Raw genomic sequence first — 14,054 nt, forward strand, 5'->3', positions numbered from 1 at the left:
GGTAAAACTGTTAGTTATAAGTCGATTGGAGAAGGGAAGGGATCTGATGAGCAAAAGGAAAATGGTGAGCCTCACGCTGGTACTCAGCATTATTCTGGTCACCACCATGGGGGCAACAAGCGGTGGCAAGAATCGCTATGCAGATCAGGCGCAGTGGTCGCAAGAGAAGCTGCATGAGTACTACTGGAACGATGCATCAAAAATGATGAATAATGCTTATCCATCAACACCAGAAGGTGAACAGGCATTGAATTACTGGTGGAAGGCCCATGCGGTCGATGCATTGGTGGACGGATACGAACGTACGGGAGACAAGGCCTACACTGAGCGTGCAGAAGAATTCGTTCGCAGTATCATTGCACGCAATGGTTCACTTCACAATGAATTCTACGATGATATGGAATGGCTCGCGCTCGCCGGGCTTCGTCTGTATGATGCAACAGGCAGTGAAGAGATGAAGGGATACGTAATGGAGTTGTGGGATGACATCAAGACAGCCTGGTGGGAAGATGAGCTTGGCGGTATGGCTTGGAAAAAGAATCAGCGTTATAACCGAAATGCATGCTCCAATGGGCCTGCCGCTATCTTGGCTGCAAGGTTGTATGAACGTTTTGGCGATGAGCGGGATCTGGAATGGGCCAAAAAAATATATGATTGGGAGAAACAACATCTGGTTAATCCGAAAACGGGCCTGGTAGCGGATGGTTTGGTGCTGAAGGAGGATGGCACACTGGATGTGAATGAAGCATGGATCTTTACGTACAATCAAGGCACGTTTATCGGAGCGGGTGTTGAACTCTACCGGATAACAGGAAAGAAGACGTATTTGAAAGATGCCGAGAAAACTGCAGCTGGTTCTTTGAAAACCTTAACGGATGAGAAGACGGGCATATTTAAAGAGGACGGCGACGGGGACGGTGCGTTGTTCAAAGGCATCCTGATCCGCTACATGGTTGAGTTGTATGAAGTCGGGCATAACAAGAGCCTGAAAAAGGCAGTCTATCGCAATGCCGATGCCTTACTGAAAGGTAGCCGGGACACTGGATTATTCGGTCAGGCATGGGGTAAAGCAGCCCAGAACCCACTCGACCTTACGGCTCAGCTCAGCGGCGTATTTCTGCTGGAAGGAGCTGCTAAGCTGGAAGACGGCAAAGCGGATAAGCCAGGTAAACCGGATAGACCAGTGAAGAAGTAGCCATTTGAGTGGAAGATAGGTTAATAGGAAAGTAATTATTAGAGGTCAGCGCCTGCATGAGTCTTTCCAAGAGAAAGATCATGCGGTGCTGTTATGTTCCGGTGTCACTGTTAAACGGTAAATCAGCGGTGAGGCTTCATTCGAAAAAAGCATCGTACCCCATTACTCAGGGTACGATGCTTTTATGCGTCTGCAAATTCATTGTAGGTATGGTGATTACTTGCTAGCGGGTAAGTTGTAGCTTTCTCGGATTAGGGAGAAATAGTCATCAGCACGGACAACCTTGAATTCTGTTCCGAGTTCTTCGGTGATCGCCAGTGCATCGGATGGAGTCGTACTCCATGCAAGCAATCCAAGGGAAACGAACAATGGCGATTTACCATCCCAATTCGCTTTCGCTTCATTCAGCACCTGTAATCCATCCTGCACGGTACTTATCCCACGAATTGTGGATACGGGCAGGCTATCATCAACGATTTCCACACCATAGTTGTCTTCATAGCTGATGAATAAGCCGGGTGCATGATAATCCTGTGCATAAGCCTTGGCTTTAAATGGCGTGAGAGGTACATTCTCGCTGTCTACACGGTTCAACACATAAGGAATGGTCATGCCAGTCTTTTTCATATATTTTTCAGTTTGCTGCAAAAATTGCCGGAAGCTTGAGTCGGGCCATGCCTCTGGATAGAAGTATCCTGCACCGGATGGTCCTGCGATCAGCAGATCATTCGGGGTTGCGGTGTTCACATAATAATTCAATATTGCTGGTGCACCTTCGTAGAGAAGCGGGCTTGAAGTCCAGTTAATCGGAACCTTACCCCTGGCCGGATCATCCCACATCACACGCATGCGATGCTGGTTATACTGAAAATTATCGCCTTCCGTAAAGGTATACGTTACATAGATTTTGTTCTCCAGCGCAGGTCGCGGAGATTTTTTCACCGGGGTGAGATTCGGTTTTGTCCCCGAGAAAACAGTCAGGTTGCTGAACCAATCCGCTGCGAGAACATAGACGCCATATCGAGATGCGATCTCAACGGAGCTGAACTCACCTTCGACATCATTGCTAAACCAGCCAAGGTAGGGAGTTCCGGGTTTTACATCAGACATGATCTTCTCGAAGAGTGCTTTTTGCTCAGGTATATTGGAATCCAACCAGAATACCATCGCTTTATTAGCGACTGCATAATCCCTTAAATATGCATAGGGCTCCCGTTGCTCAGCCGAGAGAGGGCGGATATTACCCGCGGATACTTTATACTGATTCCACATGTCCACTTCAGCCGTCAGGTTCTGAGTACCCGCAGGAGGAGTGAATTCATACACAAAGTAATTGCCATTATCGGCGAAACGGTGGCCGCCTTCTCCTTCAGCAACCTTGGAATTCTGTCTGTCATAGAGGAATTGTTCTTCTTCCGGTGTTCCTGCGATAAAGTTAGCGATCTCTTTTCCATCCGCCTTGACCGTAATCTCATGTACAGCCGGTCCCCAGCCATCCTGAGTGAAAGCGTCATCAAATCGGAGATATACTGAAGATTTTCCCAAGAGTGAAGAAAGGTCCAGGGAATACGTGTCACGGTTGCTTGCATCTCGAATCTGTTGTTTTTCCTCCGCAATCGTAACAAAGGATTCAGGCATGCCGGATGGAATGCGAATCGCCGTATCCGGATCAAGTCCAATTAACATCTGGTGGTTCGTTTTCTTCCACAGATTCTCATATTGCCAAGTATAGGCATCTATCCGACTATTGAATTTACCCCGCAGGTCATCTACAATTTTCAATTTGTAAGGGGCTTTGGACAATTTGACTGCTAACTCGGGACTGGCAACCACAGCATTCTTCAGTCCTGCGAGCGTGGTTGCTACGTTGATTGTATCAGGTACTTGGGGATCATATACAACCATGCCTTTGACTTCGCTGCGATAAGCAGAGAACACTTCCCAATAATCTTGATGAAGTGTGTAAGGCACCTTAATGTCCTTAAGCCAGGTCAATTTTCCTTCTTCCTGGGACTCAATCAGATAAATTCGGGGTTGTTCTCTGTTAACGATTCCCTGTAATGTTCCCAGCAATAATTTGATATCACCTGGCGCATCATAGATGTCGGCTGCATCCAAATGTTTCGGCTTTTTGAAACTTGGTAGTTCACGGTGTTTGGACCCATCAGGTTTGGCTGTCTGTACATCCGTTTCCGAAGCTGAAGCAGCGCCGGCGGTTAATGAAAAAGCGCATATGAGAGCTAAACAGAGCATCGTGAATCTACGAGCCATGGCGAAGTCACTCCTTGTTATAGTCAAGAATTAGAGCTGTGCTTTCGTAATACCCACCCTCCTCTTGTGGCCAAAAGCCAATCCACACATCTCTATCCAACACATATTAAATATATTCATATATAATTTTACAAGGGGTTCGACAAAACTTCCCATTATTCCTGGAAATCAGGCACATTAAATGCGATGATATCAAGGAGATAATCTTTGCAACTGCAGATAAGATCAGCTTGTTTATTGCACTTGCAGGTGAAAGGATATATTATATATCTCAAATATTATGAATGAATTGGTGATGTGATCAAAATGAGTACAAATGATCGAATTCCACTGTATCAACAAATCCAGGACTATATCAGACATGTCATAACTCAAGAAAATATGAAACCCGGTGATCGCATACCGACAGAGAAGGAACTGATGGATCAGTTTCAGGTCAGTAAAATTACAGTTGCCAATGCCTTGACCGGATTAGCAAATGAAAAGTTAATTGCGCGTGTGCCGGGGAAAGGCAGTTTTGTAGCTGAAGAAGCGGATAGTGCTTCTATGACCTCATCGCAAGCGAACACAATGAAAGGTAGAGAGGGGACACTGTCTACAGGAATGATTGGCATCATTGTGCCCTCCATCCATGATTATTTTGCCATCAGGCTCGTTGAGGGAATTGAGCAAGCCTTGCGTGACGAAGGATATCGCAGCATGATCATGTTTACACATGGCAAGGTGGATAAAGAGAAGGATGTCATCAAGGAAATGAAGGCGCTTGGGGCAGAAGGTCTATTAATCTTTCCTGTTGATGAAGAGAACTACAACGAGGAGATCCTTGGCATGAAGCTCTCGGGTTTTCCTTTTGTACTGATGGACCGTTATTTGCCAGGGGTCGAGACACATTATATTGCGGCAGATGGCAGACGGGGCACAAGGCTAGCTGTGGAGCATCTTTGGGAGCTGGGACACCGGGATATCGCTATTTGCTCGGATTCTCCCCTTCAGACAGTTACGGTTCAGGAGCGGATCGAAGGTTATATTGAGGCTTTAAAAGGCAAAGGTGCGTTAATTAATCCTGCTCATATGATCACAGATTTCCAACCGCTAACTGAACTTAAGGAAGCAGAGGCCCACCCTTTGTATCGATATATCCAAAATCGAATGGTCACAGCCTATGTTTCGCTTAACGGCAGGTTAGGTGTGCAAATCTATCAAATGGCCAAGCAAGCAGGGCTTCAAGTGCCTGAAGATGTATCGATAGTAAGCTTCGATGATCCCACCTCAATCGTGGAGGAATTCAGTATATTTACCCATGTTAAGCAATTTGAGCGGGATATGGGGTATCGGGCGGCTGCTAAATTACTGGAAGTATTACGTGGTCATGGGGAAGCGAAAAGTTATAGCAAAATGCTGATTGAACCCGAGCTGGTCGTACGTCAAACTACCGGAACGGTTCCTCGAACTTAAAGTTCACAAGAAAAGAAAACCTTTTCCGTAGAGAAGCGGAGAAGGTTTTTTTTATGTTTGTATAAAAAACATATTGAATATATTCATATCATATATTATAGTCTAGAAAAAGATGGATAGTCATACATTGCAACCCAAATCAAATACGAGCTTGGGGAGGTTAAGAAAATGGCACGAGATCGAAAGGAAGAGCGTACGGGATTTCAAGAATCTGCTGCTTACCATCCGGATTATGATCTGCAGACTGACTTTGTGATGGTTTACGGCATTGATGAGTCGATGCAGGAACGCATTCTAAAGTGGAAAGAAAAAGGATATGTGGTTCATTTGATGACAGGAGTTGCTTGGGGGACCTACAACAGCTATTTGGATGGTGAGGTCGATGGAGCAACACATTGGGATGAAGCTCAAATGGACCGGGAAGGCAACATGATTCTTCATGGAAGCGAGCCAGTCATTCCATACATGGTGCCTACCATTTCCTTTGGTCATTACATAGCGGATCGAATACGTATTGCCGTTGACGCCGGTGTGGAAGCCATCCATCTGGAGGAACCTGAATTCTGGGTAAACGGAGGCTATTCAGAAGCTTTTAAACGGGAATGGCAGTTGTATTACAAAGAGCCTTGGATTCCGCCACATGCTTCACCTGATGCCCAATTTCGAGCTTCCAAATTAAAAGCGTATTTATATACACGTGTCCTGGACCGATTATGTGCCGAGATGAAGGACTACGCGTTAAAACGTTATGGTCGTGTCCTTCGCTTTTATGTTCCGACTCATAGTCTGATTAATTACACACAGTGGCGTATTGTCAGTCCACAATCTCAGCTTCTAGAGCTACCCTCCATCGATGGGTATATTGCACAGATCTGGACCGGGACATCCCGAACCCCCAATGTGTATGAAGGGTTGCGTAAGGAACGTACGTTTGAAACCGCTTACCTTGAATATGGCGTCATGCAGGAACTGGTTCGTGGGACCGACAGACGAATGTGGTTCCTGCATGATCCGATCGAAGATAACCCGAATTATACCTGGGCTGATTACCGCCAGAACTATTTAAAAACGGTGGTTGCCTCACTGCTGCATCCCGGGGTCGCCCATTATGAAGTCGCACCTTGGCCTCGACGAATCTTTCAAGGCACTTATCCATCCGAGGATGGCTCTGGCAAGGAGCAAATTCCGTCAGACTATGCCACAACTTTGCTTCAGGTCATGCACACGCTTGGTAACATGAATCAGGATGTGATTGAAACAGCAGAGGAGACATTACAAGTTGGCGTTTTTATTGCTGACTCAGCAATGTTTCAACGAATGAAGCCAGATCCAAATGCACCTCATGCCGGTAAATACGATGGGACAGATCCTGAAGGATTCCAGGAGGATGGCGATACAGAACTACTCGATTTTTCTCCTTTTTACGGTCTGACACTGCCGTTATTGAAACATGGTATTCCTGTCCGTCCACTTCAACTGGATAATGTAAGGCGGTATCCGGGTTACTTGGCAACTTATCGTGTGCTCATACTGAGCTATGAATTTATCAAACCGGAATATCCGGACATTCATTATGCCCTTGCACAGTGGGTACAGGATGGTGGAGCGTTAATCTATGTAGGCGATGACAGCGACCCGTATCACGATATTCGTGCATGGTGGAACCATGACCGCAAGCATGAGCAGTCAGATCAGACGTATAACTCCCCTCGAGCACATTTGTTTGAACAACTAGGTCTAAAAGATAAGAGGCAAGGTGTCAATAAGGTAGGAAAAGGGGTAGTTTACTGGCTGGATGAACATCCGGCTGACTTCACTTTATCGAAGGCAGGGGCTGATCGGCTGCGCCAATCTGTCAAAGAAACGATGGAAGCTGTCCACGGACCAGAACTACAGTGGGAATCGAAACCATATTTCAAAATTAGACGAGGTCCCTATCTAATCGTATCGGTGCTCGATGAATCGGTCAGCGAAGAGGCAGTAGTCATTCCAGGTCCGATTGTGGATTTGTTCAATTCAAAGCTCTCAGTGCTGAGCCAGGTGACCCTAAATCCGGGAGAGCAAGCCTTGCTCTATGATATTGAAGCGGGTCGTCCAACGGATGGAGAAGTATCCGTCATTGCTGCTTCTTCCCGAATAGAAGGTCTATCTCAGTCGGCCACAGGTTTTCGATTCATTGCAAGAGGACCTTCCAACATGAAGGCAACAGCAAGGTTGTATTGCAAGGCCAGACCATTATCTGCCCAGTATGTCATTCAAGAGCAGATGGTCCCCGTGGTATGGGAATGGGACCCGGATTCAAAGACAGTGCTTCTTCAGTACGAACATGGCAATGAGAACAATGCAGAGGTTCATGTCCGCTGGACTTCCTGAATTCACAATACAACCTGATTGATGTAACAGAGAGGAGTATACTAGCATGCCCTACGAACCGATAAGGCCAGAACGGTTAAAACAGATGTTAAACAAACTTCGGGAAGCCATATATGAGCCGATTGCCGAATTAGAAGTGACGGCTTGGATTACACCAGAGCCCGTACCTTACGAGGAACGGATGACCGGCACGAAAGTGACACTCAAGCAAGGAGAACAATGGGGAGAGTTATGGGATTGTGCCTGGTTCCGTTTTGCAGGTAATCTTCCGGCAGTCACAGGTAACCAAACCACGGTCCTCTTGCTGGATGTCAACGGTGAGCTGTGTCTGGTTGACCATGAAGGGTCACCTATCCAAGGGTTGACGACGATTAACTCCGAATTTGATTTTTCATTAGGTCTGCCTGGGAAACGAGTCGTGCAGCTCCATGAGACATCTGTAAATGGACAGGAAGTTGAAGTGTGGGCAGATGCAGGCAATAACGATCTGTTCGGCAAGTATCGGGGAGGGACGTTGAAAGAAGCACTTATCGCCTACTGTAGGGAAGATATTCGGGAACTCTATTACGATACCGAGGTGCTCTTGGAGACCGCAGAGCAGCTCCATGACGGTTCCGCTCGGAAGGAGAGAATCTATCAGACGCTCTATGATATTTCAGTACAGTTGATCGATTTCTCGAAAGAGAGTGTCGAGCAAGCGAAGAATCGACTACATGAACAGCTAACCCTGCAGGGGGGCGATCCGGTCTTAACCCTAAGCGCTGTGGGTCATGCTCATATAGATTTGGCCTGGTTATGGCCGATCCGTGAAACGATCCGTAAAGGAGCTAGAACGTTCTCAACTGTGCTTCGCATGATGGAGCGTTATCCTGATTATGTGTTCGGAGCGAGCCAACCGCAGCTGTACGATTGGATGAAGCAGCATTATCCCAAGCTGTATGAGCAGATCAAGGAACGTGTACGTGAAGGCAGATGGGAACCGCAAGGCGCCATGTGGGTAGAATCGGATACCAATGTGCCTGGTGGTGAATCACTCGTACGCCAGATTTTGTATGGCAAGCGTTATTTCCAGCAGGAATTTGGTCTGGAAATGAAATCGCTCTGGATGCCTGATGTATTCGGCTACTCGGCAAGTTTGCCCCAGTTATTAAAGAAATCCGGTGTGGATTACATGATGACCCAGAAGCTCTCCTGGAGTGAGTATAACCGACATCCTCATCATTCCTTTCTATGGGAGGGAATTGATGGTTCAGCTGTATTAACACATATGCCACCAGAGGATACTTACAACAGTCCTGCAGCTCCGCGTTCGATCATCAGTGCTGAACAGGGGTATCTGGATAAAAATGTATCAAACCATGCGCTAATGCTCTTTGGTATAGGAGACGGAGGCGGAGGGCCTGGCGAAGAGCATTTGGAGCGGCTTACACGGGAGAAAAACCTGCTTGGCTTGTCCCCTGTTATACAGGAACCTTCTTGGAAATTTTTCGAACGACTTAATGAAGAACGTGAACGGTTCCAGACATGGCGCGGTGAGCTTTACCTGGAGAAACATCAAGGAACCCTGACCAGTCAGGCGCGAAGTAAGTGGTATAACCGGAAGATGGAGAAAGCACTGCGCGAATTGGAGTTCGCCTCAGTACTTGTGGCTTCACAGCTAGGCAAGTCTTATCCGTCCGAGTCACTGGAAACGATATGGAAGGAAGTCCTCTTGTATCAGTTCCATGATATCCTTCCGGGGTCTTCCATCAAGCGTGTGTACGATGAGTCACTCATACGATATGAAGAACTTTTAGATCAGACAGAAAATATGATCAACGAAACCTACAGCCATATGGCAGACCAGATCTCTTCAAATATCGAATCCTCATCCAGCTGCTCCGTGGTGATATTCAATTCATTGCCTTGGGAGCGTCAGGAATGGATTCACACGAATGGAAACTGGCGCAAGGTTCAGGTTCCATCCATGGGATACACAATGGTAGATCATGTGGACCAGGGTGCTATAGATGAAATCGCATCATGCGCCCAGTTAGTTCCGGGAATACAAGAGTCGGAATTTCACGTTTCCGCTGAAGAACGCTGTGTGGAGAACGACACATTCATCGTGAAGTTTGATCGGAATGGAGCCATTATCTCCATACAGGACAAGGCTGAAGCGCGGGAAGTCATTCCGCAAGGTCATCCGGGAAATGCACTTCGTGTGTATCACGACGAAGGAGATGCTTGGGATTTCAGTCATGACTATTCCGCACATACAGGTATGCCATTAACGCTTCATGACATTCGCGAGCTTCGTGAAGGACCAAAAGTCGGGTTGGTCTTCGAATATAACTATGGAGAATCCACTCTGATCCAGACGGTGGTTCTGACAGAAGGCAGCAGACGGATTGATTTCGAGACGACCGTGGATTGGAGAGAGAATGGTAAAATGCTTCGTACTTCATTCCCGGTGAATATCCGTACAGATCAGGTTCACTGTGAGATCCAATTTGGCAGTTTGACTAGACCAACTCATCGGAATACCATGTGGGACTTCGCCAAGGATGAGATATGTGCTCATCAGTGGATTGACTTATCGGAGCCGGATTATGGAGTCGCATTGCTTAATGATTGTAAATATGGTCATAGAGCCATCGATAATGTGCTTGGTCTGAATTTGCTGCGCAGCAGCTCGTATCCTGATCCGGAAGCGGATCGTGCGGAGCATACGTTCACCTATTCGTTATATCCGCATCAAGGCAACCATGTTCAGGCTGAGATCTATCGAAGAGGTAATGAACTGAACATCCCGCTTCGTACAGTTTCCTTATCATCTGTATCTGGTAAGCAGAACGGTAAGCTCCCATATTCGAAAACATTTCTTCAGCCGGATCATCCGCACATCATGGTGGAATCCGTCAAAAAAGCCGAGGATGGAGACGACATCATCGTCCGTCTATATGAAACTTCGGGAACACATGCCACCACAGTATTACATCTTGGATTCCATATAGCAGAAGCCTGGACGACTGATCTTATGGAAAATATCATTTCACCCGTTTCATTTGCAGGAGCATCCGAGATGGCTTTATCCTTCACGCCATTTGAAATCATCACGTTACGATTGAAGCAAGGACAGCTATAGCTGGGATGGATGACCGTCCATTATGAGAAAGGAGAGGTTGGAATGTGATCAAGACACGAGTGAGCAACAATCGATTGATGAAGCGAATCTGGCAGCATAAACTCTTTTATTTGTTTATGCTGCCCGGAATCGTCTGGTTTTTCCTGTTCTCCTATGTACCGCTATATGGAATTCAGGTTGCTTTTAGGGATTACAATTTCGTTGGCGGATTCACCGGAAGTCCATGGGCAGGCCTTAAGTACTTTCAACAGTTCTTCAATTACTATCAATCCGGTGACATCATCCGTAACACGATCATTATCAGTCTCATGAAACTGCTTATTGGCTTCCCGATGCCAATCATTCTTGCACTCCTCTTAAATGAAGTCAGAATGATTAAATTCAAAAAGACGGTTCAGACCCTTTCCTACTTGCCTTATTTCGTATCCTGGATCGTTGTGGTTACGCTGATGCAACGGCTCCTAACGCCGTATGGGGGGCCAGTCAATGACTTATTGGGTTCATTTGGAGCGGAGTCGATCCAGTTCCTGAATAATCCAACATGGTTCTATCAGATGATCGTCGGTTCAGACATCTGGAAGAATATCGGTTGGAATTCCATCATCTTTATGGCCGCGATTGCGGGTATTGATCAGCAGCTTTACGAAGCTGCCAAAATGGATGGTGCGGGACGCTTCAGACAGATGTGGCATGTATCGCTTCCAGGTATCCGCAATGTAGCTATCATATTATTCATACTCGCTGTGGGCAGTCTGATGAGCGCAGGTTATGAACAACTGCTTCTCCTGAATGGACCGGCAACCGCAAGTCTTGGCAGTGTACTGGACGTGCATGCCATTAACTCCGGGATTCGAGAAGGACGTCTCAGTTACGCTGCAGCTGTAGGACTATTCCAAAGTGTTATCGCACTCATTCTGGTTGTAACCGTTAATCGCATCGCCCGCAAAGTCAGTGATGTATCCCTGTTCTAAGGAGGTGACCTTATGGAACGAAAATGGTCCTTATTCTCGGTACTTAACTATATTTTTCTTGCTTTGGTTGGATTCTCGATGATTTACCCGTTTATATATATCTTGGCTTATTCACTGAACGACGGTAAGGATTCGATGCAAGGCGCGATTTATTTTCTTCCCCGCCAATTCACGTTGGATAACTATGCTCAGGTATTCGATAACGCACGGATCTGGAAGGCATATCAAATTACGATTATGCGCACCGTGCTGGGTACTTTTCTCCACGTTGTATTGTGTACACTCATGGCCTATGCACTTTCCAAAAAAACATTGCCAGGTCGCTCCTTTTTTACCTTTTACATCTTTTTGCCTACGATTTTCAGCGCGGGATTCATTCCATTCTTCATTACGCTCCAAAAACTGCATCTGATTAATAGTTTCTGGGTGTACGTTTTGCCCTTGTTGTTCAACTTCATGCACATCATCATTATTCGGACATTCCTGCAAGGCATACCTGAGGAACTGGAGGAATCGGCGCGTATTGACGGGTATGGAGATTTTCAAATCTTCGTACGAATCATTCTGCCTCTTTCCGGGCCGGTACTTGCAACGATCTCGCTGTTTATTGGGGTAGCCCACTGGAATGACTGGTTCTCGGGCGCTTATTACGTCTCGAACAAAGATTTGATACCGGTGCAGACCCTACTGCAAGAAATGCTGACGGAAGCAGAGGCATTATCCAATTCGATGCAGCGTGCAGCTCAGCAGGGTGGGCAGACGGTTGGTGGTGTCGGTGGAGCAGGAGCAACACCTGAATCACTTCGTATGGCATTGCTTGTTATTACGGTTTTCCCGATCTTATGTATATATCCGTTTCTGCAACGATATTTCGTGAAGGGGGTTATGATTGGTTCGGTTAAAGGGTAGATCATCCTGACCTGAATTTGCTAGAGCTTTACCGAGATCATTTATTCAAGGAGGCGATTGGTTTGAACAGGATTTGGTCGAAAGGCGTATCCATCTTGCTCGTGTCCATCATGGTTGGAGGTTTGCTGAGCGGTTGCACGAATTCATCAGGGAACGGGGAAGGCGCAGAAGGCGAGAACGGAAATAAACTCAAAATCTTGCACAATTGGAATGGCTCAGGCGGATCGGATAATGGGATAACCCCTGTCGAGGAAGTCATCAAAGAGAAAACTGGCGTCACATTAGAGTGGGAATATACGAAAGGCAGCGAGACGGAGAAAGTAAACCAGATTTTCGCCACACAGGATTTGCCGGATATCTACACCGGACCTGCATGGGGCGGCGAGCTGGACGGGATCATCAAGGCTGCCAAAGAAGGACAGCTGGTAGATATATCCGATAAATTGGGGGATTACCCGAACCTGGCGAAATCCATTGCGAAAGAGAATGTGCCGCCAGCATTGTATGAAAAAGCGATAGATGCGTATGACGGCAAGAAATATTTACTTTTACAAAATCAGCCCGCAACGAACGAAGACGGCATGGATTGGCTGTATGGCTTCTATGTTCGCAAAGACATCGCTGAGAAAGTCGGCGTGGATCCTCAGTCTGTAGTGACGAAGGAAGACTTCTATAACTTCCTCCAAAAAATCAAAGATGCCAACCTGAAGGAGAGCGGTCAGCCCGTGTTTCCACTGGGCGGATTTAGTAACGGATGGTCCGTAGGCATCGGAAACACGATGTTCTATTCCGGAGCAGGCTATGTAGACAAAGGTGACGGAACGGTAGAACATAACTTTTTCACCAAAGGATACGAAGAATACACGTTGTTCTATCGTAAACTGGTTGAGGAAGGGCTGATGGACCCCGAAGCCTTTACTCAGACGGATCCTATTGCCAAAGAAAAAATTAATCAAGGACGTATTGCTATCCTTGCCGCACATTATCCGGCCATTTTGGACGCCTCCAAAGAATATGTTACTTCACATTCTGGAAGCGATTACATCCCAATCGGACCATTGGAGCGGGCAGATGTTGACGCGAGCCGGCCTGTTGATCTTGGCATTCAAGGAAACAACGTAACGGCTATCACCAGTAGCTGCAAGGGCGAGTGTGTAGATGTAGCGCTCAAGTTTCTCGATTACATGGCTTCTGACGAAGGCTTCATGCTGGCCCGGTACGGAGTTCAAGGGGTTCACTGGGATATGAAGGATGGCAAACCAGTACCGAATCAAGAATGGTTCGATAAGTTTACAGCAGATCAATCCGGTAAAGTTCGCAAAAACGAGGGTATTTCCATTGGGCTGGAATCGATCACGGGGCTTGACCGGATCAATTCGGCAGCAGGCGGCGACATCTGGGCAGACCAGGAAAGACTCGATGCCATGGAGAACGCCCGGAAAATCCTGCGACCAAATGGCATTCATGTGATTACAGCCTATAACCCGGGCGATGTGATTACCAAATCACCGGAATGGGAAATGTTGAAGCCTTCCATGGACCGGATGGGAGATGCCTGGAAGGAAGCTATTTTCGCAAAATCGGATGAAGCAGCCCTTAGCATTATCAACGACCTCAGGGAACAGCTTCGGAAGACCGGATACGACCAAGCGATGCAGTTCACCAATGAGAATCTGAAAGGAAAAGATATCGTAACTGTTCAAATGCCGAACTGATGCTGAAGAGTTAGGTTAACGATTATCAGGGAAATCAA

General features: G+C 46.8%; 8 protein-coding genes. 7 read left to right on the forward strand and 1 reads right to left on the reverse strand.

Going from position 1 to position 14,054, the window contains the following annotated elements; all coding sequences use genetic code 11:
* The first annotated feature begins 46 nt into the window (after window positions 1–46).
* Window positions 47–1,195: a glycoside hydrolase family 76 protein gene (locus tag BLV50_RS04990; RefSeq protein ID WP_090806242.1), complete on the forward strand. Its 1,149-nt coding sequence runs from the start codon at window positions 47–49 to the stop codon at window positions 1,193–1,195.
* Between the two features lie 216 nt (window positions 1,196–1,411).
* Here the strand turns inward: BLV50_RS04990 and BLV50_RS04995 are convergent, their stop codons facing one another.
* Window positions 1,412–3,466 carry a GxGYxYP domain-containing protein gene (locus BLV50_RS04995; protein ID WP_090806244.1) on the reverse strand — a complete coding sequence of 685 codons (2,055 nt, stop codon included), beginning with the start codon at window positions 3,464–3,466 and terminating at the stop codon, window positions 1,412–1,414.
* Window positions 3,467–3,772: 306 nt separating this feature from the next.
* On the opposite strand from BLV50_RS04995, the gene BLV50_RS05000 reads away from it, so the two are divergent.
* The 6 genes from BLV50_RS05000 (at window position 3,773) to BLV50_RS05025 (ending at window position 14,016) form a co-directional block, all read left to right on the forward strand.
* Window positions 3,773–4,921: a GntR family transcriptional regulator gene (locus BLV50_RS05000; RefSeq protein WP_079696102.1), complete on the forward strand. Its 1,149-nt coding sequence runs from the start codon at window positions 3,773–3,775 to the stop codon at window positions 4,919–4,921.
* A 168-nt stretch (window positions 4,922–5,089) separates the two neighbouring features.
* Window positions 5,090–7,294: a hypothetical protein gene (locus BLV50_RS05005; RefSeq protein ID WP_090806246.1), complete on the forward strand. Its 2,205-nt coding sequence runs from the start codon at window positions 5,090–5,092 to the stop codon at window positions 7,292–7,294.
* A 46-nt stretch (window positions 7,295–7,340) separates the two neighbouring features.
* A complete protein-coding gene (locus BLV50_RS05010; RefSeq protein ID WP_090806248.1) occupies window positions 7,341–10,421 on the forward strand; it encodes an alpha-mannosidase in 3,081 nt (1,026 codons plus the stop codon).
* A gap of 44 nt (window positions 10,422–10,465) precedes the next feature.
* Window positions 10,466–11,392 carry an ABC transporter permease gene (locus BLV50_RS05015; protein WP_082935088.1) on the forward strand — a complete coding sequence of 309 codons (927 nt, stop codon included), beginning with the start codon at window positions 10,466–10,468 and terminating at the stop codon, window positions 11,390–11,392.
* A 12-nt stretch (window positions 11,393–11,404) separates the two neighbouring features.
* Window positions 11,405–12,301 carry a carbohydrate ABC transporter permease gene (locus tag BLV50_RS05020; protein ID WP_063565068.1) on the forward strand — a complete coding sequence of 299 codons (897 nt, stop codon included), beginning with the start codon at window positions 11,405–11,407 and terminating at the stop codon, window positions 12,299–12,301.
* 62 nt (window positions 12,302–12,363) lie between these two features.
* Window positions 12,364–14,016, forward strand: coding sequence for an extracellular solute-binding protein (locus BLV50_RS05025; protein ID WP_090806249.1), 1,653 nt, complete (start codon window positions 12,364–12,366; stop codon window positions 14,014–14,016).
* The last annotated feature ends 38 nt before the right edge of the window (window positions 14,017–14,054 follow it).

Source organism: Paenibacillus sp. 276b, from assembly GCF_900107875.1.
In the GTDB taxonomy this organism is placed as follows: domain Bacteria; phylum Bacillota; class Bacilli; order Paenibacillales; family Paenibacillaceae; genus Paenibacillus; species Paenibacillus marchantiae.